Source organism: Streptomyces sp. NPDC052496, assembly GCF_040679095.1.
GTDB lineage: Bacteria > Actinomycetota > Actinomycetes > Streptomycetales > Streptomycetaceae > Streptomyces.
The window spans coordinates 13,149-37,405 of sequence record NZ_JBFAUH010000012.1 but is presented as its reverse complement, the minus strand read 5'-3'; the positions used below and the strand labels follow the sequence as shown (position 1 = coordinate 37,405).

The 24,257-nt window shown below is 74.9% G+C and carries 23 protein-coding genes; 16 read left to right on the top strand and 7 right to left on the bottom strand.

Features of this window, described 5'->3' with window-relative positions; genetic code table 11:
* Positions 1 to 9: 9 nt before the first annotated feature.
* Entirely contained in the window at positions 10 to 825 is an 816-nt protein-coding gene (locus AB0L45_RS17335; RefSeq protein WP_365840666.1) for an SDR family oxidoreductase, read from the bottom strand.
* Positions 826 to 903: 78 nt separating this feature from the next.
* Between AB0L45_RS17335 and AB0L45_RS17330 the strand changes: the two genes are divergently transcribed.
* The 4 genes from AB0L45_RS17330 to AB0L45_RS17315 all read left to right on the top strand — a co-directional run bounded on the left by AB0L45_RS17330 (position 904) and on the right by AB0L45_RS17315 (position 5,591).
* Positions 904 to 2,073 carry an acyl-CoA dehydrogenase family protein gene (locus AB0L45_RS17330; RefSeq protein ID WP_365840664.1) on the top strand — a complete coding sequence of 390 codons (1,170 nt, stop codon included), beginning with the start codon at positions 904 to 906 and terminating at the stop codon, positions 2,071 to 2,073.
* 27 nt (positions 2,074 to 2,100) lie between these two features.
* Positions 2,101 to 3,105: an acyl-CoA dehydrogenase family protein gene (locus AB0L45_RS17325; protein ID WP_365840662.1), complete on the top strand. Its 1,005-nt coding sequence runs from the start codon at positions 2,101 to 2,103 to the stop codon at positions 3,103 to 3,105.
* Positions 3,106 to 3,155: 50 nt separating this feature from the next.
* Entirely contained in the window at positions 3,156 to 4,817 is a 1,662-nt protein-coding gene (locus AB0L45_RS17320) for an FUSC family protein (protein ID WP_365840660.1), read from the top strand.
* 267 nt (positions 4,818 to 5,084) lie between these two features.
* The gene (locus AB0L45_RS17315; RefSeq protein ID WP_365840658.1) at positions 5,085 to 5,591 is read left to right on the top strand and encodes a MarR family transcriptional regulator; all 507 of its coding nucleotides are present in this window, start codon (positions 5,085 to 5,087) and stop codon (positions 5,589 to 5,591) included.
* 64 nt (positions 5,592 to 5,655) lie between these two features.
* Here the strand turns inward: AB0L45_RS17315 and AB0L45_RS17310 are convergent, their stop codons facing one another.
* Entirely contained in the window at positions 5,656 to 6,456 is an 801-nt protein-coding gene (locus AB0L45_RS17310; protein WP_365840656.1) for a phytanoyl-CoA dioxygenase family protein, read from the bottom strand.
* 466 nt (positions 6,457 to 6,922) lie between these two features.
* Between AB0L45_RS17310 and AB0L45_RS17305 the strand changes: the two genes are divergently transcribed.
* Entirely contained in the window at positions 6,923 to 7,657 is a 735-nt protein-coding gene (locus tag AB0L45_RS17305) for a class I SAM-dependent methyltransferase (RefSeq protein ID WP_365840654.1), read from the top strand.
* A gap of 170 nt (positions 7,658 to 7,827) precedes the next feature.
* On the opposite strand, the gene AB0L45_RS17300 is transcribed toward AB0L45_RS17305, so the two are convergent.
* Entirely contained in the window at positions 7,828 to 8,928 is a 1,101-nt protein-coding gene (locus AB0L45_RS17300) for an oxidoreductase (RefSeq protein ID WP_365840962.1), read from the bottom strand.
* Between the two features lie 239 nt (positions 8,929 to 9,167).
* Here AB0L45_RS17300 and AB0L45_RS17295 point away from each other — a divergent pair, with 239 nt between their 5' ends.
* A complete protein-coding gene (locus AB0L45_RS17295; protein WP_365840652.1) occupies positions 9,168 to 9,482 on the top strand; it encodes a GNAT family N-acetyltransferase in 315 nt (104 codons plus the stop codon).
* Between the two features lie 38 nt (positions 9,483 to 9,520).
* On the opposite strand, the gene AB0L45_RS17290 is transcribed toward AB0L45_RS17295, so the two are convergent.
* Positions 9,521 to 10,987: a sigma factor gene (locus AB0L45_RS17290; protein WP_365840650.1), complete on the bottom strand. Its 1,467-nt coding sequence runs from the start codon at positions 10,985 to 10,987 to the stop codon at positions 9,521 to 9,523.
* A 274-nt stretch (positions 10,988 to 11,261) separates the two neighbouring features.
* Here AB0L45_RS17290 and AB0L45_RS17285 point away from each other — a divergent pair, with 274 nt between their 5' ends.
* The gene (locus AB0L45_RS17285) at positions 11,262 to 11,675 is read left to right on the top strand and encodes an SsgA family sporulation/cell division regulator (RefSeq protein WP_365840648.1); all 414 of its coding nucleotides are present in this window, start codon (positions 11,262 to 11,264) and stop codon (positions 11,673 to 11,675) included.
* 137 nt (positions 11,676 to 11,812) lie between these two features.
* On the top strand, positions 11,813 to 12,781 hold the full coding sequence (locus AB0L45_RS17280) for an aldo/keto reductase (protein WP_365840646.1): 969 nt from the start codon (positions 11,813 to 11,815) through the stop codon (positions 12,779 to 12,781).
* Here AB0L45_RS17280 and AB0L45_RS17275 read toward each other — a convergent pair.
* Entirely contained in the window at positions 12,775 to 13,392 is a 618-nt protein-coding gene (locus AB0L45_RS17275) for a TetR/AcrR family transcriptional regulator (protein ID WP_365840644.1), read from the bottom strand. The two genes, AB0L45_RS17280 and AB0L45_RS17275, sit on opposite strands and share 7 nt — an antisense overlap.
* 98 nt (positions 13,393 to 13,490) lie before the next feature.
* Here AB0L45_RS17275 and AB0L45_RS17270 point away from each other — a divergent pair, with 98 nt between their 5' ends.
* The 3 genes from AB0L45_RS17270 to AB0L45_RS17260 all read left to right on the top strand — a co-directional run bounded on the left by AB0L45_RS17270 (position 13,491) and on the right by AB0L45_RS17260 (position 16,108).
* Entirely contained in the window at positions 13,491 to 14,009 is a 519-nt protein-coding gene (locus AB0L45_RS17270) for a PH domain-containing protein (RefSeq protein ID WP_365840642.1), read from the top strand.
* Entirely contained in the window at positions 14,006 to 15,544 is a 1,539-nt protein-coding gene (locus AB0L45_RS17265) for a PH domain-containing protein (RefSeq protein ID WP_365840640.1), read from the top strand. The genes AB0L45_RS17270 and AB0L45_RS17265 overlap by 4 nt, the downstream gene beginning before the upstream one ends.
* Before the next feature lie 156 nt (positions 15,545 to 15,700).
* On the top strand, positions 15,701 to 16,108 hold the full coding sequence (locus AB0L45_RS17260; protein WP_365840960.1) for an SsgA family sporulation/cell division regulator: 408 nt from the start codon (positions 15,701 to 15,703) through the stop codon (positions 16,106 to 16,108).
* Positions 16,109 to 16,208: 100 nt separating this feature from the next.
* On the opposite strand, the gene AB0L45_RS17255 is transcribed toward AB0L45_RS17260, so the two are convergent.
* Positions 16,209 to 16,961, bottom strand: a complete 753-nt coding sequence (locus tag AB0L45_RS17255; protein ID WP_365840638.1) for a polysaccharide deacetylase family protein — start codon at positions 16,959 to 16,961, stop codon at positions 16,209 to 16,211.
* A gap of 187 nt (positions 16,962 to 17,148) precedes the next feature.
* Here AB0L45_RS17255 and AB0L45_RS17250 point away from each other — a divergent pair, with 187 nt between their 5' ends.
* The 5 genes from AB0L45_RS17250 to AB0L45_RS17230 all read left to right on the top strand — a co-directional run bounded on the left by AB0L45_RS17250 (position 17,149) and on the right by AB0L45_RS17230 (position 22,771).
* Positions 17,149 to 17,859 (top strand): response regulator transcription factor, encoded by a 711-nt coding sequence (locus AB0L45_RS17250; protein ID WP_365840636.1) that lies wholly within the window; start codon positions 17,149 to 17,151, stop codon positions 17,857 to 17,859.
* The gene (locus tag AB0L45_RS17245) at positions 17,856 to 19,529 is read left to right on the top strand and encodes a HAMP domain-containing sensor histidine kinase (protein ID WP_365840634.1); all 1,674 of its coding nucleotides are present in this window, start codon (positions 17,856 to 17,858) and stop codon (positions 19,527 to 19,529) included. The genes AB0L45_RS17250 and AB0L45_RS17245 overlap by 4 nt, the downstream gene beginning before the upstream one ends.
* Complete coding sequence (locus tag AB0L45_RS17240; RefSeq protein ID WP_365840632.1) at positions 19,526 to 20,113, top strand: hypothetical protein; 588 nt, start codon at positions 19,526 to 19,528, stop codon at positions 20,111 to 20,113. The genes AB0L45_RS17245 and AB0L45_RS17240 overlap by 4 nt, the downstream gene beginning before the upstream one ends.
* 466 nt (positions 20,114 to 20,579) lie before the next feature.
* Positions 20,580 to 22,280: a CocE/NonD family hydrolase gene (locus AB0L45_RS17235; protein ID WP_365840630.1), complete on the top strand. Its 1,701-nt coding sequence runs from the start codon at positions 20,580 to 20,582 to the stop codon at positions 22,278 to 22,280.
* A gap of 92 nt (positions 22,281 to 22,372) precedes the next feature.
* On the top strand, positions 22,373 to 22,771 hold the full coding sequence (locus tag AB0L45_RS17230; RefSeq protein WP_365840628.1) for a VOC family protein: 399 nt from the start codon (positions 22,373 to 22,375) through the stop codon (positions 22,769 to 22,771).
* A 30-nt stretch (positions 22,772 to 22,801) separates the two neighbouring features.
* On the opposite strand, the gene AB0L45_RS17225 is transcribed toward AB0L45_RS17230, so the two are convergent.
* The gene (locus tag AB0L45_RS17225; protein ID WP_365840626.1) at positions 22,802 to 24,058 is read right to left on the bottom strand and encodes a DUF4185 domain-containing protein; all 1,257 of its coding nucleotides are present in this window, start codon (positions 24,056 to 24,058) and stop codon (positions 22,802 to 22,804) included.
* Positions 24,059 to 24,257: the final 199 nt, after the last annotated feature.

Here is a 24,257-nt window from a genome sequence, read left to right as displayed (position 1 = left end):
CCTCTCCGGTCAGGCGCGCTGGCTGCTGACCGCGACCGTCTCGCCGGTCATGTACGAGGCGTAGTCGCTGGCCAGGAAGACGATGACGTTGGCGACCTCCCACGGCTCGGCGGAGCGCCCGAACGCCTCCCGGGCCGTCAGCCCGGTCAGCAGTTCCTCGCCGGTGACCTTCGCCAGGTGCGGGTGGACGGCCAGGCTGGGCGAGACGGCGTTGACCCGGACGCCGTACGCGGCGGCCTCGGCGGCGGCGCAGCGGGTGAGCGCCATCACCCCGGCCTTGGCGGCGGCGTAGTGCGCCTGGCCGCGCTGGGCCCGCCAGCCGACGACCGAGGCGTTGTTGACGATGACGCCGCCCCGGCCGCCCGCGCGCATCCGGCGGAGCGCCGCGCGGGTGCAGCGGAAGGTCCCGTTCAGGGTGACGTCGAGGACGGCGGTCCACTGCGCGTCGGTCATCTCCACCAGGTCGGCGGTGCCGCCGAGTCCGGCGTTGTTGACGACGACGTCCAGCCGCCCGTGCTGCCGCTCGGCGGCGTCGAAGAGGGCGTCGACCTGCGCTTGGTCGGTCACGTCACAGGGCTGGGCGGCGATCCGGCCGGCGCCGAACTCGGCGGCGAGCGCCGCCTGGTACTCCTTCAGACGCCGGGTGTGCGCGTCGGAGAGGAGCACGTCCGCGCCCTCTTCCAGGAGCTTGCGGGCGGTGGCGCCGCCGATGCCGGTGCCCGCGGCGGCGGTGACGACGGCCGTGCGGCCGGTGAGCAGGCCGTGTCCGGGGACGTAGCGGGGCGGGGGTGCCGGGTGCGCCGTCGGAGGCTTCTCGGGCGTCATGGCCGTACGCTAACCTACCAAACACTTGTTAGGGAACGGTCCCGGAAGAGCCCGCCGCCACCCCAGGGAGGCCGCTCGATGGATCTCGAACTCACCGCGGCGGACGAGGAGTTCCGGCGGGAAGCGCGGGACTGGCTGGCCGCCCACGTGCCCGCCGAACCACTGCCCTCCCTGGAGACGGCGGAGGGGTTCGCCGCCCACCGGGAGTGGGAGCGCGAGCTGTTCACCGGCCGCTGGTCGGCCGTGACCTGGCCGCAGGCGTACGGCGGGCGCGGTGCGTCACTGCTCCGGTGGCTGCTGTTCGAGGAGGAGTACTACGCGGCGCGCGCGCCCGGCCGGGTCTCCCAGAATGGTGTCAGCCTGCTCGCCCCCACTCTCTTCGAGCACGGTACGGAGGAGCAGGTGGCGCGCGTCCTGCCCGCGATGGCGAGCGGCGCGACCATCTGGGCGCAGGCCTGGTCCGAACCCGGCGCCGGTTCCGATCTCGCCGCGCTGCGGTCGGCCGCCGTACGGACCGGGGGCGGCTGGCTGCTGCGCGGGCACAAGACGTGGTCCTCCCGGGCGGCCTTCGCGGACCGGGCCTTCGGGCTGTTCCGCAGCCACCCCGGCGGGGACCGGCCGCACCACGGTCTGACGTACCTGATGTTCGACCTGGCGGCACCGGGCGTGACGGTGCGGCCCATCGGGCGCCTCGACGGGAAGCCGGCCTTCGCCGAGCTGTTCCTGGAGGACGTGTTCGTGCCGGACCGGGACGTGATCGGCGAGCCGGGACAGGGCTGGCGGGTCGCCATGAGCACGGCAGGCAACGAGCGCGGGCTGACGCTGCGCAGCCCCGGACGCTTCACGGCCGCCGCCGGCCGGCTCGCCGCCCTGTGGCGGGCCACCGCCGACCCGGCGGACACGGCGCTGCGCGACCGGGTCGCCGACGCGCTCATCGGCGCCCGCGCCTACCAGCTGTCCGCCTACGCCGGCATCGCACGCCTCACGGAGGGCGGCACCCCGGGCGCCGGGGCCGGCCTCACCAAGGTCTTCTGGTCCGAGCTGGACATCGGCCTGCACGAGACGGCGCTCGACCTCCTCGGCCCGTACGGCGAGCTGGCCGGCGACGCCGCCGAGGCGCCGGACCACGGGAGCTGGGCCGACGGCTGGCTGTTCGCGCTGGCCGGTCCGGTCTACGCCGGGACGAACGAGATCCAGCGCGACATCATCGCCGAACGGCTGCTGGGCCTGCCGAAGGGACGGCGCTGAGCACCGCGCCGGCGAGAGGAGTGGGGGATGCGGTTCCTGCTGGACGCGGAGCAGGCGGAGTTCGGCCGGACCCTCGGCCGGATGCTGGCGGCGGCGGACACCCCGGCCGCCGTACGGGCATGGGGCGCCGGTGACAGCGGCCCGGGGCGGGCGGTGTGGCGGCGGCTCGGGGCGGCCGGGGTGTTCGGGCTGGCCGTACCGGAGAAGTACGGGGGCGCGGGATTCCTGCCGGTCGAACTGGCCGTGGCGTACGTCGAGGCGGGGCGGTACGCCGTCCCGGGCCCGCTGGTGGAGACGGCCGCGGCGGCCGTGCTGCTCGACCGGCTCGGTGATGCGGGGCCGGCCGGGGAGCGGCTGCCCGCCGTCGCGGCCGGGGACGCGGTGGTGTCGTACGCGGACCTGGCGTGCGGGCCGTACGCCCTGGACGCGACGGCGGCCGACGCCACCCTCCTCGTGAGCGGCGGCACGCTGCGGCAGGCCGGCGGGGGCGGGCCGGTCCAGCCGTCGGTCGATCCGGCCCGGCGGCTGTCCCGGTACGCGGCGGACGGCGGCACCGTCCTGGCGAGCGGACCGGCCGTGCGGGCCGCCGCCGCGCTCGCCGCGGACACCGCGCGGCTGCTCACGGCGGCGCAGGCGCTCGGCGTCGGGCGGCGGCTGCTGGACGACACGGTGGCGTACGTCAAGCAGCGCACCCAGTTCGGTGTCGCGGTCGGGTCGTTCCAGGCGGTGAAGCACCGGCTGGCGGATGTGCTGCTGGGGCTGGAGTTCGCCGAGCCGCTGGTGTTCGGGGCGGCGGTGGAGCTCGCGGGCGGCGGGGAGGCGGGCGGCGGCATCGCGATGGCGAAGGTGGCCGCGGGCGAGGCGGCCTACGCCGCGGCGCGGGCCGCGCTCCAGCTGCACGGCGCCCTGGGCTACACCGACGAGCTGCCCCTCTCCCTGTGGATCCGCAAGGCGCGGGCGCTGCGGGGCGCCTGGGGCACGCCGGCGGAGTGCCGGGCCCGCGTGCTCGCCTCCCCCGCGCCGGGCGGGTGAGCACGCGACCGCAAATCTTTTACGAGTAAAACACCTGTTAAGGTTTTGGTATGGGGAAACATGCCAGACCGACGGGACAGCGAGCGGCGGCCCGCTCCGGAAGCGGCAGCCTGGTCCGCGTACGACCGCTGCCCATCAGGAGCACCGTCCTGCTGCGCCGCCCCGTGGACATCTGGCACAAGCCCGCGCTGAGCGCGGTCGTCGCCCTCGGCATCCCCGAGTTCCTGCTGCTCGCACTGGGCCGCCTGGACCTGGTCCTCTACACCTCGGCCGGCGCGATGTGCGCCCTGTACGCACACGGCCTGCCGTACGCGGCCCGCGCCCGCACCCTGGCCTGGGTGGTCCTCGGCATGGTCGCGAGCCTCGGCACCGCCCTGACCGCCGCCTCCCTGACCACCTCGGTCCCGCTGCTCGTCCTCCTCGCCTCACTGGTCGCCGCCGTGCACAAGACGGTCTGCGACGCCACCCGCGTCGGCCCGCCGGGAAACCTGATCTTCACCTTCATCTCGGCCTCGGCCTTCTTCGTACCGCAGCGCCTCGGTCAGGTGCCCTTCCACCTGGCACTGGCCCTGGGCGCGGGCGCGCTCGCCTGGCTGGTCTGCATGGCGCCCGCGCTGGTCCGGCCGCGCGGGCCGGAGCGGATCGCGACCGCCCGGGCGCTGGAGGCCGCCGCGGCGCTGCTGCGCACCGGTCCGGCGTCCGACGACGCCCCCGCCGGGCCGGACCGCGCCCGGCACGCCACCGCCGCCGCCGTCAACGCCGCCTGGCAGACACTCTTCCAGGTCCCCGGCCGTACCACCGCCGCGGCCGCCGACCGCTCGGGGCTGGAGCGGCTGCTCGTACGGGCGGAATCGGCACTCGCGGCGCCGCAAGCCGACCCGGCGGAAGCCGAGCGCTGTGCGGCGTGGGCCCGTGACCTGCGCCGGGGCCGGGCGCTGCCCGCGGTCGCGCTGACCGGGGCCCAGGCCGGCGAGCTGGCCGGGGTCGCCGCGGAGCACGCGGACCTCGAACCGGCAGCAGGCACCACGCCACGCCGCCCGGCCCCCAGCCGCCCGCGCGGCATCCGGGCGGTGCTCCACCGCCTCGCGCCCGGCTCACCGCTGCTGCCCATCGGCGCGCGGGTGGCCGCGGGCTGCGCGCTGGCGGGCTGGGGCTCGATGGCGGCCGGTGTCGGCCACCCGTACTGGGCCGTGGTCACCGCGGCCTCCATCTACCAGGTCAACACCACCCTCTCCTGGCAGCGGGCCCTCCAGCGCACCCTCGGCAACCTCCTCGGACTGCTGCTCTTCACCGCCCTGCTGCCGGTCATCCACACCGGCCACCTCGCGATGATCCTGCTGGCGCTCACCTTCCAGTTCTGCGCCGAGGCGAGCATCACCCGCAACTACTGGCTCGGGTCGGTCTGGGTCACCCCGATGGCCCTGCTGCTCACCGAGTTCGCCCGCCACCTGCCGGCCCGCACGCTGGTCACCGACCGCTGGACCGACACCGTCATCGGCGCCGCGGTGGGCCTGGCCTGCTGCGTCCTGGTCACCAACCGCCGCGCCGCCGACCGCGTCGAGGCGGCACTGGACCGGGTGGCGGCCGCCGAGACCGCGGCGCGCCGGCTGCTGGACGGCGACGCGCCCGAGGCCGGCTGGGCGCGCGACCGCCTGGCCGCGAGCCTGGTCGAGCTGCGGGAGGCGGTGGAGGTGTCGGCCGGCGAGTGGTAGCAGCGCGCCGTCCCCGAGGAACGGGTCGCGCTGGCCGAGCAGCAGGGTCACCGCACCCTGGCCCGGCTCGTCGGCCGGCCGTCCGCACCGGTTCCGGCCGCGTAGCCGCGTGCCGCCCCGTACCGCCCCGCCCTGCTGCCCGCGCCGGCACCAGGCAGAATTGTCCGGGCGCAGCGCGGCGCGGGGCCGGTACGGCGGCCCGCGGCACGCCGTGCGCGCTTCAGGACGCCGACGGGGGCCGGGAGAGCCCGGGAAGAAGGGGTGCGCGTGACCGAGGACATCGTCGCGGGGGTGCTGCGGCAGTGGCAGCAGGTCCATCCGGGGCTGGACACCGGCCCGATGGCGGTGATCGGACGGCTCAACCGCTGTTCCGCGCTGCTGCAGCAGGCCGCCGACGCGCCGCTGCGCCGCGAGGGTCTGACCCGCCCGGAGTTCGACATCCTCGGCACGCTACGGCGGATGGACCGCGAACTGACGCCCGGCCGCATCGCGCGCGAGACGTTCGCCTCCGGCGCCGCGGTCACCAAACGGGTACGCCAGTTGGAGACGCGGGGACTGCTCGCACGGCGCCCCGACGAACGGGACCGCCGGGTCTCGCACCTCTCCCTCACCGACGAGGGCCGCGCGGTCATCGACCGCCTGCTGCCCGAGCAACTGCGCTACGAGGCCGGCCTCCTGGAGGGCATCGACGGCAAACGCCGGGCCGAACTGTCCGAAGGACTGAGCGAGTTGCTGGTGCTTCTGGAGGGGCGGCTCGGGAGTCTGCTGGACTGACGGGCCTCTGAGACAGGTACGTGCGGCGCCGGCCGGGACGGGGCGCTTGGCGGTGAGCCTGCCGCTACCCGGCGGCGCCTCCGTCCACCCCGGGCGCCTCCCGCCCCAGCCCCCGGCGGATCGCGATCTCCACGGGGGAGTACGCGCCGTCGGCCCGCTCCAGTGCGTACGGTGCGGCCGGCAGCAGGGGTGGCTGGGCCATGAAGCGGGGGCGCGTGCCGTGGTGCGGCTGGGCCGCGTGGACCAGGAACGGGTGGCACAGGTAGACGTCGCCCGGGGAGCCGGTGGCGAGGGTGAGTTCCCGGTGGTCGGACGCCGCCACCAGGTCGGGGGCGAGGGCCAGGCCGCTCGCCCCGTCCTCCCCGTACTGCTCCAGCACCTTCGGTACGTCGAGGTGCGAGCCGACCCGGATGCGGGTCGGGGCGTCCTGTTCGCCGACCTCGCTGAACAGGAACAGCATCAGCAGCGCCCGGCCGCGGGAGCGCAGATTGGTGAAGTACCAGCTCTCGCCTTCCGGCAGGTAGCTGCCCTCGATGTGCCAGCCGGCGTCGTCCGGCTCGTCCTCGTGGGGGAAGCGCAGCGGGAACGTGCCCAGTGAGTAGCGCGGCTCCCAGCGGCCCGCGCCGACGAGCAGGTCGTAGGCGTGGTGCAGCGCCGGGGAGTTGGGCGCGGCGGCGAACGGCCCTTGCGCCATGCCGGGCACCCAGTGCACGGGCCGCGTCCACGTCGCCGGATCGTCCGGGTCGCAGCCCGTCTCCCGCCACAGCAGCCGCGCGCAGTCCGCGGCCACGCGCGGCGCCACGGCGCCCGGCAGCTTCACGAAGCCGTCGCGGAGGAAGCGGGATACCAGAGTCGTGTCGTCCATGCCCTCATCGTGCGGCGGGACCGGCCCGGGCCACCCGACATTTTCCGCACCGTCTTTGTCGGGTGCGCGCCGGGCCTCTTCTGCCCCGGCCCGGGCTCGCCGGGCAGGTCGGGGCCTCGCGGACGCCGCGGGCCGGGTGACAGGGCGGGTGGGCAGGGCGGGTGGCGCACCGGCCGTTCGCCCGGCGCCTCCCCGGCAACGCGCACGAGCTGCGGAATGATGCGTTCCGTGGACGGCTCGCCAGCTGCCCGCCCGCCGGCCGGCGGGCACCGCGGCGGGGCCGGTGACGCGCGGGCGGAGGGAGGAACGCCGGTTTTGCCTGATCGCACGTCCTGTCCCGCGGGAGGCCGCCGGGGGCGGCGCCCCGGCGCCGGCGGACGCGAGCCCCCGGGCACGTACCCCGCCGTGCCCGTCCGCCCACCGCCCGCCCCCGTCGCCCGGCGACCCGCACTCCTGAGGCAGCGTCATGACCACCCCCTTCGACGGTATGGCCGCTCTGCACGAGCGCAGCATCGACGAGCTGCCCTTCCGGCGGCACATCGAGATGCCGTCCGTCCTCGCCGCGGCGGGCGGTGTCCAGGGGCGCCGGGTCCTGGACCTCGGCTGCGGTTCCGGGCACTACACCCGCTTCTTCGCCCGCAACGGGGCGGGCAGCGTGCTCGGCGTCGACCGGTCCCCCGGGATGATCGCGCACGCCCGGCACCGGGAGGAGCTGGAGCCCCTCGGCGTGTCCTACCGCGTGCTCGACGCGGCGGCCGCCGACGCGCTCGCGGGCGCCTTCGACGTGGCCGTGGCCGTCTACGCGCCGTGCTACGCCGCCACCCCGGCGGCGCTCACCCGGCTGTGCGCCGCCGCCCGCGACACCCTCGCCCCGGGCGGCCGCTTCGTGGCCGCCACGCTCAACCCGGACCTCGCGACGGTGCCGCACTACTACCGGCCCTACGGCTTCGACGTCACCGTGGCCGACGCCCACCTGCGGGACGGCGACCCGGTCGGCCTGCACGGCCGGGCCGGGGAGGAGCCGTTCCAGGTGACCGCGTACTACTGGTCCCGCGAGGCGCACGAACGGGCCCTGACGGAGGCCGGGTTCACCGGCATCGCCTGGCAGCCGCCGCGCACCGCCGCCGACGGCAGCGCGTCACTGTTCGCGCGCTATCTGGCGGCGCCGCACGTCCTGGCGGTGTCGGCGCGCGCTGCCTGACGGCGGTCGGGGGCGGCTTCCCGGAACCGTCCGGAGGCGGCCCCTCGGACCGGCCCCAGGACCGGCCGGAAACAAGGACCGGCCGGAAGCAAGGACCGGCCGGAAGCAAGGACCGGTCGGAAGCAGGGCCTCTCGGACCGGCCCCAGGACCGGCCCGAGAGGCCGGCGCGTCACGGCTCCAGGCGGGCGACGCGCCCGTCCTCCCCCGCCGCCCAGCAGCCGAAGTCCGCCGCGCAGGCGACGGTGTCGTACGAGCCGTCGTCGAAGGTGTGCCAGCTGCGGCCGCCGTCCAGCGTCACGTCGCTGCCCGTCGGGCCGACGGCCAGCGCGACCCGCGTGGTGCGCGGGAACCAGGCCACACCGGACCGGTAGCGCTTCGGCGGCCTGGCGGACGGCTGCCAGGACGCGCCGCCGTCCGCGCTCACCGCGGCGGCCTTCGGGGAGGGCTTGCCGGCGCGGTAGTCACCGCCGACCGCCAGTCCGTGCGTACGGTCGCGGAAGGCCAGGCCGAAGACCCCGCGCGCCGGGTCGCCCGCCGGGACCGGCGTCTCGGACACCGTCCAGCTGCGTCCGCGGTCCGGGGAGTACAGCACCCGGCTCTTCGCCGCGCCGCCGGTGGCGAACCAGGCGTCGTACGCCCCCGAGCTGACCAGGCACTGGCCGCTGGCCGCGAAGGACGCCTCGCCCGGCTGGGCCGGCGGCATCCCGCGGGTGGGCAGCAGCCGCCAGTTCCGGCCGCCGTCGACGGTGGACAGGATGCGGTAGGTGCCGTCGACGGGGTCGGCGAGCGCGATGCCGTGGCTGCTGTCGAAGAACGTCATGCAGTCGTAGAAGGCGCGCGGATCGGTGTTGCGGAAGCTCTCGGTCCAGGTGGCGCCGCCGTCGTCCGTACGGAAGACCCGGGACGCCTCCCCCTCGCCGGCCGCCAGGACCACGGCGTGCCGCGCGTCGAACGCCTCGATGTCGCGGAACTCCAGGCCCTCGGCGCCCGGCGGTGAGACGTCGCGCCAGTGGTCACCGCCGTCGCGGGTACGCAGCACGGTGCCGCCGGTGCCGGCGACCCAGGCGGTACTGCGGCTGACGGCGGCCAGGCCGCGGAAGCGCGCGTCGGTGTCGGTGTCCTTCAGGTCCCAGCCGCCGCCCAGCACTCCGGACACGGTCAGCGGCGCGCCGGCGGACCGTGCGGCGGCGAGCGCCTCCGCGGGCGTCCGTGCGGCGGCCGGGGCCGCGCCCGCGGCACCGAGCGCGGCGGCGCAGACCACCGCCCACATCGCGCGCGTGCGTCTCCCGCGCCCCTGCTGTCCTGGCTGTCCCGGCTTCCCCTTGACCCTCATGACGCTGGAAGCTAGCCCAGCCGGGACGCCCCGTCCAGACATTCCCGTACCGCCCTCCGCAGGGTGTCTCGCCTCGCGCGGGCCGGGCGGTCCTCCTACTGTGCTGCACGGGGGCTGCCCAGCAAACGGGGGACGACGCAGGAGGAGACGGTGATGGTCCGGCAGGAGATCCGTTCATGAACGCGCCGGCCCCGGTGACGGTGACCGACGACCGCGCCGCGAACCGCTACGAGGCCCGGCTCGGCGGCGAAGTGGCGGGCGTGGCGGCCTATCTGCGCGCCGAGGGGCTCATCGCCCTCGTGCACACCGAGGTCGATCCGGTCTACGAGGGCAACGGGGTCGGCTCGGCGCTGACCCGGCACGCGCTGGACGCGGCGCGGGCGGACGGGCTGCGGGTGCTGGCGGTGTGCCCGTTCGTCGCGGGCTGGATGGAGCGGCACCCGGAGTACGGGGATCTGGCGTACGAGAACCGTAGCGCGGTCACGGACTGACGGCCCCGGCCGTACCGGGCGCGGGGCCGGCCGGGCGTTCAGCCGGTGCGGCAGGTCCGCACCGGGATCCAGTGCCACCAGGTCCAGCCGCAGTGCCCGGACGGTGACGGGGCGGTGGTCGGGGCGGGAGTAGGAACGACCGTGGGGGTGGGGGTGGGCAGGGGCGGACGGGTGGGTGTCGGCGTGGGGGTGGGCCGGTGCGTGGGGGTGCCGGTCGGTGCCGGCGCTGTCGGGTCCTGGCTCGTCGGGGGGCTGCCGGGGGCCGCGGAGGAGCCCGGCCGTCCGGTCGCGGCCGGTGCGGAGGCTCGCGGGGCCGTCGGCCCGGAGGCTTGCGGGACGGCCGGTGCGCCCGCGCCGGGCGCCGGGGGCGTACGCGCCGCGCCGCGGGCCGCCGGCGCGGACGACGCGGTCGGCACGGACGGCGTCCCGGTGGGCTCGGAGGCCGCCGGCCGCTCCGCCGTGGCACCGGGTACCGCCCGGCCCGTGCCGCTCCCGGGCGTCTCCGGCGCCGCTGCCGCCCGCCCGGCCGGCGGCGGCGTGGGATCACCGGTCAGCGCGATGCCCGCGACGGCCGCCACCCCGGCGGCCACCGCGACACCGGCGCCCGCGACGGTGGCGGCCACCGGCCCGGCCTGCCCGGTCTGGCCGCGCAGCAGCTGCCGTACGGAGGTGAGCGCCTTCGCGCCGGCCCCCGCCGGGTGACCGCTGCCGGCCGCGGCGGCCCCGGCGCCCGCGAGCGGCAGCAGGAACTTCGCCGAACCGCCCGCCAGGAGCACCAGCAGCGCCGGCCCGGTGAGCGCGGGCAGCCGGTCGTTGGCCCGGGTCAGCAGCGCCATCCGCGCCCGGCAGTCGGCGCAGTCCACGAGGTGGCCCGCGATCCCGTCGGCCTGTTTCGCGGTGGCCCCGCCCCGTACGAACGCGGGCATCCGCTGCCAGTGCGCCGCGCACGCCGGGTCGTGCGGCGTGCCGGGCACCGAGCCGAGGAACGCCTGCCGCATGCCCTCCCTGGCCCGGTGCAGCAGGACGGCCGTGGCGCCCTTGCCCGCCCCGATCGCCTTGCCGACCACCTCAAGCGGCTGGTCCTCGGCCTCCGCCAGCCACAGCGCCGTCACCCAGCGCCGCGGGAGCCGCCCCATGACGCGGGCGAGCAGGTCGACGTGGGAGATGTGCTGTGCCGGGTCGGTGTGCTCGGCCGCCGGGCCGGTGCACGGCCACGCCTGCCCGTCCTGCGGGTCCTGCGGGTCCTGCGGCATCTCGCGGGCGGCGGCCGCGCCGACGGACGAGGCGAGGTGGCGGATGGTGGTCCGGAGGTAGGCCGGGACGTTGTCGATGCGGTGCCCGGTGCGGATGCGGCGCCAGACCCGGAAGTGCGCCTCGGCGACGAGGTCCTCGGCGAGCCAGGCGTTCGGCGTCAGCGACCGCGCGTAGGCGACCAGACGCGGGTGCTCGCGCTCGTAGAGCCGGGTGTAGTCGTCCGCCGGGGATCCCGCGGATGCTTCGGACATGGACGGACAACCCCTGACGTGTCACCCCGGCGCCCGGAGGGCTCCGCTTCCGGCCGGACGCTCAGGCCCGGTCACCGGCTCTCACGAGTGGGCAGACCCGATCCGGTTCTGGCGGCCTTGCATGGATTTCGTCAGCGTAAGGAGCACATATCCCCGCAATCAAAAGTTCGTGACGCACCTCACGCGGCCATTCGGTGCACTGGCGTCATACACGGCGCGTCTTACGGGTCGTAGAGGCAGAGACCCGTCCGCACGAGCATCCAGGGAGCCGGCGATGCCCCACGTCATCGACCAAGCCGTCCACGCCCGACTGATCGCGACCATGCCCCGGTCGCGCCAGGTCCCCGCCCGGCTGCGCTACGACAGCGGTGACCCGCTCGCGGTGCATGTCGTCTTCCCGCCCGCGGCCTCGCTGGACGGGGCGGAGGTCGCGTGGACGTTCGCCCGCGATCTGCTGGCGGAGGGCCTGCGCGCGCCGTCCGGCAAGGGCGACGTGCGCGTCTGGCCGTGCGGCCCGCACCACACGGTGCTGGAGTTCCACACCGCCGACGGTCTGGCCATGGTGCAGTTCCAGGCTCGTGACCTGCGCAGGTTCCTGATGCGGTCGTACGGCGCGGTGGCTCTCGGCACCGAGGCCCGGCACCTGGACATGGAGGGTGACCTCGCGGCCCTGCTGCGCGAGGCGTAGGCCGCCGGGTGCGGCCGTCCTGCCTCTGCCGTACCCGCGGTCCGCGCGCCGTCGCGGCGACCGCTTGACTTCGAGTGCGCTTCAACAGGAAGAGTGATCAGCACATCGGTCCCCCACTCTTCCCGAGGAGTTCCCTCATGCGTACCACCACGCTCGGCAGCACCGGCCCCGAGGTCGGCGTCATCGGTCTCGGCTGCATGGGCATGACCCACGCCTACGACCCGCAGGGCCGGGACGAGGCGACGTCCGTCGGCGTGCTGCGGCAGGCGATCGAGCTCGGTGCGACGCTGATCGACACGGCCGACGTGTACGGCCCGTACACCAACGAGGAGCTGGTGGGCCGGGCGCTGGCGGGCGGCCACCGGGAGCGGGCGGTCCTGGCCACCAAGGTCGGGCTGGAGTCCGCCGCGGACAAGCCGGGTGACCACACCGCCCTGGTGCGCAACGGCCGTCCCGAGCACATCCGCCGCTCCATCGACGCGAGCCTGCGCCGCCTGGGCACCGACCACGTGGACCTCTACCAGCTGCACCGGGTGGACCCCGAGGTGCCGGTCGAGGAGAGCTGGGGCGCGCTGGCCGAGGCCGTACAGGCGGGCAAGGCCCGGCACATCGGCCTGTCGGAGCCGACCGTCGAGGAGATCCGGCGCGCGCAGGCCGTGCACCCGGTCACCTCCGTGCAGTCCGAACTGTCGCTGTGGACCCGCGAGGCGCTCGACGAGGTCCTGCCGTACTGCGAGGAGCAGGGCATCGCCTTCCTGCCGTTCTCGCCGCTCGGCCGCGGCTTCCTGACCGGCAGCATCGCCTCCTTCGACGAGCTGCCGCAGGACGACTTCCGCCGTCGGCTGCCGCGCTTCCAGCAGGACGCGCTGAAGGCCAACCTGGCGCTGGTGGGCAAGGTCCGGGCCATCGCGGCGGAGAACGGGATCTCCCCCGCGCAGGTCGCTCTCGCCTGGGTGCTGGCCCAGGGCCGGTACGTCGTCCCGATCCCCGGCACCAAGACCCCCAAGTACCTGGTGGACAACGCCGGCGCGGCGGACGTCACCCTGCCGCCCGCCGCGCTGGCCGAACTCGACGCGCTGCCGGCGGCCGAGGGCACCCGCTACTGAGGGCCTGCCCCGGCCCCGTCGAACAGCTGGCTCAGCTGGAGGTCCAGGAGCTTGACGGCCTTCTCGGGGGTGTGGACCTCCAGCAGGATGTACGTCGAGAGGCCGTCCACCAGGCTGATCAGCAGCATCGCCGCGTCGTCGGCGTCCCGTTCCTCGCGCACCTCACCGCGCCGCATCGCCAGCCGGAGCTGGTCGGCGAAGAAGGAGCGCAGCTTGGGGATGCCGTCGCGGGCGTCGGCGCGCAGGGCGGGGTCGTGGACGGCCCGGTGGAAGTGGGCGATGCCCACCAGGAAGCCGATGCGGCTCTGCTCGTCCAGCGGCAGCATCCCCGTCAGACAGGCGCGCAGGATGTCGTAGGGGGTGGGCTCCCCGTCCAGCGCTTCGATGCGTTCGCGGATGCGCTGCTGGGCGAGGCTCTCGATGTAGCGCAGCGCGAAGACGAGCATCTCGTCCTTGGTGCGGAAGTAGTGCTGGAGCCGCCCCAGGGAGATGCCCGCCTCGGCGGCGACGTCCCGCAGGCTCGCGCCCTCCAGCCCTCGGGTGCTCGCGATCCGCCACAGCGCCTGGGAGATCTCCCGGCGCCGTGCCTCATGGTCCACCTTTTTCGGCACGTGCTTCGCGGCCTCGCCTTCTTTTTTACAAGTCGCTCGTACCGTTATAACGTACCGCTACTCAATACAAGCGACTTGCCAAAGAACGGGGACACCTCATGTCCGCATCCGCCACGCCCCTGCTGCGGCCGCCCCGCAACCGGGTCGATCCCCGCGCCCGCCGCTGGTGGACCGTCCAGGCGCTGCTGACGGTCAGCGGGCCGATGCTGCTCACCGCGCTCGCCCTGGCGGTCTGCTCGGTGCTGTTCTTCCCCGGCGCCCTGCCCTGGCTCGGCCCGCTCCTGCTGGTCGTGCTGGTGCTGCCGGCGCTCGGCTACCTGCTGGTGATGCCCCGGTGGCGCTACTCCGTGCACGCCTGGGAGCTGGGCAGCCGCGCGGTGTACGCGGCGGGCGGCTGGTTCTGGCAGAAGCGGCGGATCGCGCCGCTGTCGCGGGTGCAGACCGTGGACACCGTACGCGGCCCCGTACAGCAGCGGTTCGGACTCGCGACGGTCACCGTCACCACCGCCTCCACCGCGGGCGACGTGAAGATAGCCGGGCTGTCCGACGCGGACGCCGAGGAGCTGTCGCGGCGCATCGGCGAGGCCGCGCAGGCCGTGCCGGGTGATGCCGCATGACCACCGCCACCCCTCCCGTCACCGGCGCGCCGCCCCGCCGGCACCGCCTGGACCGGCGCACCCTCCTGGTGCACTGCGGCTGGCTGGCCGCCCCGCTCGGCTCGTTCGCCCTGACGGCGCTGGCCACCGGCGGCCGGATCGGGGCCGGTGCCTGGATCACACTGGCCGTGATCGCGGCGAGCTTCGCGGTCCTCACCGCGATCGGGGCGGTCCGCTGGGCGCGTACGGACTACCGCGTCACCCACGACTCCTTCGAGGTGCGCAGCGGGGTGCTCACCCGGCGGCTGCGCTCCGTCCCCCTGCACCGCATCCGTACGGTCGACCTGACGGCCTCACCGCTGCACCGGCTGCTCGGTGTCACCGTCCTGCGGGCCGGCACCGCGGGCTCGTCGGACGGCGGCGGCGAACTGTCGCTGGAGGCGCTGGCGACGGCCGACGCGGAGCGGCTGCGGGCCGTGCTGCTCGCCCGCGCCGACACCCGGGCGACGGACGACGACCCGGTCGTCTCCCGCATCAACTGGCGCTGGCTGCGCTACGCGCCGCTCACCTTCTGGGTGATCGGCGGTGTCTTCGCCGCGGCCGGCGGCGTCTATCGCGTCCTGGACGGCGCGGGCATCGAGCCCTGGAAGCTGGGCATCGTGCGCGGCGCGTTCGACGAGTTCGGCGCCAGCGCGCTCTGGCTGACGGTCCCGCTCGCGCTGCTGGCCGTCATCGCCCTGGGCACCGTCGGCGCGCTGGCCCTCTACGTCGAGGGCTGGTGGAAGTTCCGCCTCGAATGGACCGACGCGCGCACGCTGCGGGTGCACCGCGGCCTGCTCACCACCCGGTCGGTGACCATCGAGCGGGCCCGGCTGCGCGGTGTGGTGCTCCGTGAGCCGCTGCTGCTGCGGGCGGGTGGCGGCGCCACCGTGCGCGCTGTCGCGGGCGGCCTGGGCAACAAGGAGGAGAACCGCAAGCGCAGTGTGATCCTGCCGCCGGCGCCGCGCACCGAGGCGGTGCGCACGGCGTCCGGAACGCTGCGGGCCGGCTTTCCCGACACCGGGCTGCGCGGCCACCCGAAGGCCGCCCTGCGCCGCCGCCGCACGCGGGGGCTGCTCTGGGTCACGCTGCCGGGCACCCTGGTCCTCGCGGTCCTGGGCGCCCTGCTGACTCCCGTACTGCTGCACTGCGCCTGGGTCTTCGCGCTGGTGTCGGCGCCGGTGGTGCTGTGGCTGGCCCGCGACGCGTACCGCAATCTGGGGCACGGTCTGGACGGGCGGTTCCTGGTCGCGCGCTCCGGCACGTTCAGCCGGGACACCGTGGTGCTCCAGCGCGAGGCGGTGGCGGCCTGGACGTTCTCCAGTACGCCGTTCAGCCGGCGGGCCGGTCTGGTCACCCTCACCGCCGCGGTCGCCGCCGGCGAGGACGGATACCACGTACGCGATCTCCCGGCGGACGACGCCCCGGCCCTGGCGGCGGCCGCGGCGCCCGGGATCCTGGACGAGTTCCTGGAGCACGCCCCCGCGAAGCACCGGGCGGCCCGGCACCGGGCGTGATCACAAACCCTTGTCAACCCACGTGTTACCCACCAACCATGACGACCTGGACATGACATAGATCACACCCCCGTCACGTGCACGGCGCGGGCGGGCACACCGTCCTACATGGTGTAAGCCATGTCCCGACCCGACAGCCGTAAGGGAGCAGCCGCGGTGCAGAGTGTCATCGACCAAGCCGTCCAGGTACGTCTCATCGCGACCGCGCCCGGCTCCCGGACCGTGCCCGCGGTGCTGCACTATCACCCGGCCGACCCGCTCGCGGTGCGGATCACCTTTCCGCCGGAGATCTCGCTGGACGGCGCCGCGGTCGACTGGGCCTTCGCCCGCGAACTGCTCGCCGACGGCCTGCGGGCCGCGGCGGGCACCGGTGACGTACGGGTGCGGCCGCTGGGCCGGGACCGCACGGTGCTGGAGTTCCACGTCGAGGACGGTGTCGCGATGGTCCAGGTCGACACCGCGGACCTGCGCCGCTTCCTGGACCGTACGTACCAGGCGGTACCCGCCGGCCGCGAACTCCTCGACGTGGACCGCGGCCTCGCGGAACTGCTCGGCGACGCCTGAGGGCCCGCCCGTCCAGGGCCGTGGCCCGCTGAGCCGGTAACGGCCGGGGGCCGCGGCCCGGCCCCCGGTTCCGCCCGGGGCGCCGGTGCCACCGCCCGCGTCAGCGCTTGGGGAACCCGAAGCCGTAGCCCTGCTGCTTCATCCACGGCAGCAGCCGGTCCAGCGCCGCGACCGTCTGGCTGCGGTCGCCGCCGCCGTCGTGGAAGAGGACGGTCGGGCCGTTGTGCAGCTCCCGGCGCACGGTGCGCACGATCGCGTCGGTGCCCGGCCGTTCGAAGTCCTTGCTGTCCACGTTCCAGCCCAGCGGCCGCATCCCGCGCTCCGCGGCCAGCTTCCTGCTGTACGGCGTGAACGCGCCGCCCGGCGCCCGGTAGTACTCCACCTTCGGGCCGTCCGCGGCCTGCTCGATCATCTGCTGCGCCGGCACGATCTGCTGGGACTGGTAGTCCTCGGGCCGGTGGTCCATGCCCGTGTTGTGGCTGACGGTGTGGTCGCAGAGCTTGTGGCCGGCCGCCGCCACCTTCTTGACCAGGTCCGGGTGGGCCTTCGCCGACGGGCCGATCATGCAGAAGGTGGCCTTGACGTCGTACTTCTTCAGCACGGACAGCACCTTGGGGGTCCAGACCGGGTCCGGGCCGTCGTCGATGGTGATGTTCAGGCTCTTTCCGGGCCGGTCGGAGGCGTGCACGATGCTCGGGTCGACCGGGGCGGGCCGCGCCTGTTCCGTGGTGTCCGCGTGCGCCTCGGAGGTGGCGCCGGACTGCCCGAAGGTCAGATAGCCGGCCACCCCGAGCGACGCCGCCGCCACCGCGGCCACCCCGATGATGCCGCTCCGCCTGCCGTGCCGTGCCATGCGTATCCCGTCCCTATGCCGTGCGCGGGCCGCCGCGGACCTGGGTACGGACGCCACCGTCGGCGCCGTACGATTCCCCCTGCGGTGAACTCGCGCGATTACTGCCTTGCACCACGACAGATGCGAAGAATTGCGGGCAGGATCCGCCTGTTACCGATCCATCATGAAACTTATTGATACTGGTGCCATGCCCCGAGTACTTCTGATCGAGGACGACGCCGCCGTGCGCGACGGAGTCACCCTCGCGCTGCGCCGGCGCGGCCACGAGGTGGCGGCCGCGGCCAGCGGCGAGGACGGCCTGGACCTGCTGCCCGCCTTCCGCCCCGACATCGTCCTGCTGGACCTGATGCTCCCGGGCAAGGACGGCTTCGAGGTCTGCCGCCGCATCCGCGCCGACCGGCAGCTGCCGATCATCATGCTCACCGCCCGCGGCGACGACCTCGACGTGGTGCTCGGCCTGGAGGCGGGCGCCGACGATTACATCGTCAAGCCCGCGCGCGGCGAAGTACTGGAGGCCCGTATCCGCGCGGTCCTGCGGCGCACCGCGCTGCCCGCCGACGGGGACGCCGCCGGCCCCCCGGAGCCGGGCCCCGCGCCCGTGGAGACCTACGGCGAACTGGCCGTGGACCGTGCCGGGCTGGTCGTCTCCAAGGGCGGCACCGATCTGCCGCTGGCCCCCTCGGAGATGAAGCTGCTGCTGTTCCTGTCCGCGACCCCCGGGCAGGTCTTCAGCCGCCAGCAGCTGCTGGAGCACGTCTGGGAGCACAGCTACCACGGCGACGCGCGCCTGGTGGACGCCTGTGTGATGCGGCTGCGTACGAAGATCGAGGACACCCCGCGCAGCCCCCGGTACGTGCAGACCGTACGCGGCTTCGGCTACCGCTTCGGTCCCCTGTGAAGCGTCCCCGGCCCGCGGGCGGCGCACGGCGCCCGCTGCTGCCGCGTTCCTTCCCGCGCGGTCTGCGCGCCCGGCTCGTCGTCGCGTTCCTGCTGGTCGCCGCGGTCAGCGCGCTGACCACCGCGGCGCTGACCTACCGCGAGGCCCGCAACGCCATCCTCCAGCGCTCGCAGGACACCGCGATCAAGGACCTGCGGGGGCAGGTCAACTCGCTCGCGCCGGACCTCGCCGTACCGCCGACCCGGGCGGACGTGGACGAGTTCACCCGGCAGCTCGACCGCTCCGGCAAGGCCCGCGACTGGGACGTCTACGTCCAGTACAAGGGCGTCGCGGAGAACGACCGCAGCCGGCTGCGGCGCCGCGTCATGGTCCCCGAGGAACTGCGGGAGTCGGTCGAGACGCGGCATGTGACGGCGTTCCAGCGGGTGGACCGGGACGGCGAGCCGTGGCTGCTGATCGGCATGCCGGTGATGCAGTCGCAGACCGAGGCCCGTACGGCGTCCCCGCTCTCCGTCTACGCCCAGCTGCCGCTGCGCGCCGAGGAGGCCAACGTCGAGGCGCTGGTGAGCGCGGCGCAGAACGGCGCCCTGCCGGTGCTCGCGCTGGCCGTGATCCCGGCCCTGCTGGCGGCCCGCGGGGTGCTGCGGCCGGTACGCGGGCTGCGGCAGGCCGCCGGACGGATCGCCGAGGGCAAGCTGGAGACCCGGCTGGAGGTCAAGGGCTCCGACGAGCTGGCCGACCTGTCGAGAACGTTCAACGACATGGCCGCCAAGCTGGAGGAGAGCGTGGCGGACCTGCGGCGCATGGAGGCCAACGCCCGGCGCTTCGCGGCCGACGTCTCGCACGAGCTGCGCACCCCGCTGGCCGCGATGAGCGCCGTCACCGACGTGCTCGACGAGGACGCCGACGCGCTCGACCCGGACACCGCCTCCGCGGTGCGCCTGATCAGCCAGGAGACCGGCAAGCTGGTGCGGATGGTCGAGGACCTGATGGAGGTCTCGCGCTTCGACGCCGGGGCCGCGGCGCTGCACCTGGACGAGGTGGACGTCGCCGAGACGATCCGCAAGACGCTCCAGGCCCGCGCCTGGCAGGACCGGGTGGGCGCCGAACTGCCGGACGGCGTACGGGCGCGGCTGGATCCGCGGCGGCTGGACGTCGTGGTGGCCAACCTGGTCGGCAACGCGCTGCACCACGGCGGCGAGCCGGTACGGGTGCTGCTGCGCGCGCCGGACCCGGGCGACGGCCGGCTGGTGATCCGGATCGTGGACAGCGGCCCCGGCATCGACCCCGAGGTGCTCCCGCACGTCTTCGACCGCTTCTACAAGGCGGACTCGGCGCGCGCCCGGTCCGAGGGCAGCGGGCTGGGCCTGGCGATCGCCATGGAGAACGTACGGCTGCACGGCGGCACCATGCACGCTGCCAACTGCCCCGACGGCGGCGCGGTGTTCACCGTCGAGCTGCCACTGCCGGAGCAGGAGGCGGGCGCCGTCACGGAGCCGGACGCCGGCTCCGGTGCACCGGAGCCGGCCGGGCAGTCGGCACCGGAGCCCACCGGCCGTACGGGCGGCAGCCCCGCCGGCCCGGCCGGCGACCAGGACACGACGGACGGCGGTGAGCGCCGCCCGAAGGACCCGGCGGCCGCCCCGGCCGGGAAGGCGGACCAGACGTGAGCGTCCCGAACTCCGTGCGGGCCCGGCGGATCGTGCTGGGCGGGCTGCTGGCAGGCGCGCTCGGCGCCCTGGCGGCGAGCACCCTCACCGGCTGCGGCATCGCGCCGACCGGAGTGATCGACGCGGGCGAGCCCGCCCACGGCCTCAAGGCGCCGGGCAAGCCCGCCCCCGACGTGCAGCTGTACTTCCTCGGCCCGACCGGCCTGCGCCCCGCGAGCCGCCCGGCGACCGCGCCGGTCGGCCCCGAGGAGGCGATCAACCTGCTGCTCAAGGGCCCCAACGACGCCGAACGGCAGCGCGGCCTGACCAATGTGCTGCCGTGGCTCCCCGGCGGGATCAGCGCGGAGGCGGCGGACGGCAAGGTCACCGTCCACCTGCCCATGAACGCCAAACGGCTGGACACCCCCTCCATGAGCCAGCTGGTGTGCACCGCCGCCAACGCCTCCGTACCCGGCAGCCGCAGCCCGTCGGACGTCCTGGTGACCCTGGTGGGCGACAACACCCGGGTCGGCCCGATGGTCTGCGGCGGCACCAACGCCTTCCCGTTCATCCAGCCCACCGCTTCGCCCACGCGACCGGACTGAGGGGATCCACCGGCGGGGCCGGCGGTGCCCGAACCGTACGGGCAGTCGTTCGGCACCACGTGCGTCCTCCACCCGCATCGCGCCCCGTGCCGACGGTGTCACCTCGCACGGCGCGGGCACCGCCGGGGGGATCCTGGCCTCGCTCCCCTTCGGCGGAGCGGTCAACCAGTGCGGCGGCGCCGGCCTCGCCGACACCGATTTCGTCGGCCGCGTCATCCGGTCCGGGACCGTGGACCGGAACTGAGGAAGCCTCCCGCCCGGCCGAGAAAGCACCTTCCGTCCCGGCCGGGCATCCGGCGCATACCGACCGGTCCGGGTGGGCGTGTACGTGCGCGATGCACCGGAAGGCCGGACACTGGACCACCCGGGGTGATCCCCGGAGCCGTACAGGGAGTGACGTCCTGGGACAGTGCGTGACACGTCCCACGGGGGTGACGGACACCGGAACGGACGATGGGAGGGTCCGATGGCGGACATCATGCTGCGGGACCGGACCGGGCGGGCGTTCGGCCGCCTGGTGGACCGGTATCTGGACATGCCCGAACCGGTCACACCCGACGTCGAATGCGTACGTGACCTGCGCGTTCCCATGCGGGACGGCACCGTGCTGCTCGCCGACCGCTACCGTCCGCGCGGCGCCGGACCGCTGCCGGTGGTGCTGCTGCGTACGCCGTACGGCAAGCACAAGCCCGACATCAAGCTGTTCGCGGGCGTGCTGGCGCGGCGGGGCTTCCAGGTGGTGGCGCAGAACGTCCGCGGCGTCTTCGGCTCGGGCGGCGAGTTCCGCGCCTTCGTGCACGAGAAGGACGACGGGCTGGCGACCGCGGCGTGGCTGCGCGGCCGGGCGTGGTGCGACGGGCGGCTGGCCACCGCCGGGGCCAGCTACCTCGGGCACACGGAGTGGGCCGTCGGCCCCTACCTCGACCCGCCCCTGGAGGCGATGTGCCTGGGCATCACCACCTCCGACTTCCCGGCCGCGTTCTACCCGGGCGGTGTACTGGCGCTGCACAACATGCTGGTGTGGTCCTCGGCGACGGGCACGCAGGAGGAGGCGCCGCTCGGCGGCCTGCTGCCCAATCCCCTGCAGACCCGCAGGGTGCAGCGCGCGATGCGGACGCTGCCGGTCGGTGAGTCCGACCTCGCGGCCATCGGGCGGCCCGAGCGCTTCCTGCGCGAGGTCAGCGCGCACGCGGAGCCGGGTGACACCTACTGGGCGCCGATCGACCACAGTGCCGCGGCGCTGCGGATGACCACGCCGACCAGCATGGTGACGGGGTGGTGGGACCTGTTCCTGCCGTACCAGCTGCGGGACTTCACGGCGCTGACCGCCGCCGGGCACCGCTCGCGGATCACGATCGGGCCGTGGGCGCACGACCGGAACGCGCTGAAGGCCACGCTCACCGACCATGTGTCGTGGCTGAGCGCCCAGCTGGCCGGTGACACCACCCAGCTGCACCAGTCGCCGGTCCGGCTCTACCTCCAGCGGGCGGGCCGCTGGCTGGACTTCGACCGGTGGCCGCCGCCGCAGTGCGCTCCGGCACCGCTGCACCTCCAGCCGTCCGGCGGGCTCGACTGGCCGGAGCCGCCGGACAGCACGCCCGACCGGTTCACGTACCACGGCGCCGACCCGACCCCGTCGACCGGCGGCCCGCTGCTGCTGCCGGGCGAGATACGGCAGCAGGACAACAGCGCGGTCGAACGGCGGCCCGACGTCCTGCTCTTCACCGGCCGGCCGCTGCCCCGCGACCTCGACCTGATCGGCCCGGTGTCGGCCGTGGTGCACGTGCGTACCGACTCCGGGTACGGCGATGTGTTCGTACGGCTGTGCGACGTGGACCGGGCGGGCGTCTCGCGCAATGTCACCGACGGCATCCTGCGGCTGCGCCCGGGCTCGCCGGCGGCGGACGCCGACGGGGTGGTGGCGGCCCGGGTGGAGCTGCATCCGACGGGCTACCGGTTCCTGCGCGGGCACAGCCTGCGGGTGCAGGTGGCGGGCGGGGCGTTCCCGCGGTTCGCGCGTCACCACGGCACCGGCGAGCCGGCCGCGTCGGCGGTCGCCTGCCGGCCGATCCGGTTCGAGGTCTTCCACGAGCCGGGCCGTCCCTCCGCGGTGGTGCTGCCGCTGATGACCGCGCCGGCCCCGTCCGGCCGGAGTGAACCGGCCTGACCGCGGTACTCGTCGTCCCGGCCCGCGCGCCGCGCGGCCGGCACCGCCTGCGGTGCCCTGCCGAGGAGGGCCCACGGGGCCGAGGAGATGCCATGGGACTGGTCAAAGCCGCCGTGATCGTGCTCGACTGCTCCGACCCGGAGAAGCTGGCGGACTTCTACGCCGACTTCCTGGAGGGTGAGGTCCGTACCGAGCACCTGCCCGACCGGGTGGAGGTCGTCGCCAACGGCACCCAGATGTCCTTCCGCCGCGACCTGAACATGACGCCGCCGACCTGGCCGCGCCCCGACAGTTCGCTCCAGGCCCACCTGGACCTGCTGGTCGACGAGGCGGACATGGACGCGGCCGAGCGCAAGGCGGTCAGCCTCGGCGCGCGCCCGCTGGACACCAAGGACGACACCGGCCCCCGCGAGGTACGGGTCTACTCCGACCCGGCCGGGCACCCGTTCTCCCTGCGCTGTTCGCTGCGGTCCGGGCCGAAGACGGACTGAGCGCCGGCACCGCGGGAGTCCGCCCATGGCTCATCCGGCCCCCAGCCGCAGCCGCAGGAAGCGCGGACGGTACAGCTCGACGTCCCCGTTGACCTGGTCGTCGGAGGGGACGCCCGGCGGGCCGAGCCAGTTGATGTCGTAGCTGAGCAGGAGCCGGCCCGGGGGGCTGAGTCCGGGGTGGGCCTGCGGGTTGTACGCGGCGACGCGGTGCTGTCCGGTGGGGTCGGCCGGGCGGGGCGGGGTGATGCGTCCGGTCGGGCCGTGCCAGGGGCCCTGGGCCGAGCACGACCAGTAGGTGGTGATGGCGGACAGGCCGTTGCCGGGCTCGCCGGGTGTGTCCATCGACAGCAGTACCCAGGTGGCGCCGTCCCGTACGACGGTGAAGGAGCTGCCGACGCCGCGCCCGCCGCCCGCGCGGATCACCGGGGCCGCCCGGCCGGCGTGCGGCTGCCAGTCCTGGCCGTCCCAGTACCGCCAGGCACCGGCCTGCCCGAGCCGGCCGGTGGGCACCCGTGCCAGGTAGGCGTTGGAGGTGGGGCGGGCCGGTCCGTCGTCGCCGCCGTAGACGTACGTCCAGGTGCCGTCCTGTACGGAAGCGGTGCCGTACAGGACGCGGTGCGCGGGGTCGGGCACGGCGGTCTGGTCGACGACCGGGGTGATGCTCTCCAGCCGCAGGCTGGGCAGGGAGAGGGTGGCGACCTCGGTGGCGCGGGGGATGCCGAAGATCCACGGGGCCTGGCCGGGCGCGCGGTTCCACAGCAGGACGCGGACGACCTGTTCGGATGAACCGGGGGTACGGGGTTCCACGTGCGCCTGCACCGGCCAGCGCCAGCCGTCCGGCAGGTCGGGGAAGAACGGGCCCGAGCCGGCGGCGCCGGTCAGGGTGCGCTCCAGGCGGCCGGAACGGTCCATGACGACGAGGGAGTTGTGGGTCAGGGCGGGGGTGCGGCCGGAGTCGGCGGAGCGCCAGTGGTGCGGCTGTCCCCGCGGGTTGGGCGGCGGCTGGATCCGGTCGGTGAAGGTGTCGGAGAAGATCCACAGGGTGCGGCCGTCGGGCAGCCGGACGGAGTGGGTGCCGTCGCCCGCGGTCCAGTCGTCCACCCGGGTGTTGTCGTTGCCGTATCGGGTGAACTCCTGGGTGAGGCGGGAGTCGGCCGCCCATGAGGTGATCTTCCGCCCGGTGCACGCGGGGCCCGCGCGCTCCGGAAGGGCGAGGAGCAGCACGGCGCCGGCGATCAGGGCGAGCACCGCCGCCAGGACGACGGTCCGCCTCACCGGCACGCGCATGTCCCTCCTCGTCACAGTGGCGCGCCGCCCACCGTACAGAACCGGCACCCCGTGGCCGTGGAACACCCGACATGCCGAGATTGCGGCGATCTGCTCGCGCCAAGGTGTCTACTCGCGGGTACAAACACCGCCGGAAGGGCGATCGTCGAGCTTCCCAATGGAGCAATCCCAGGTCAACGAGTGCAAGGTCACAGCCCGA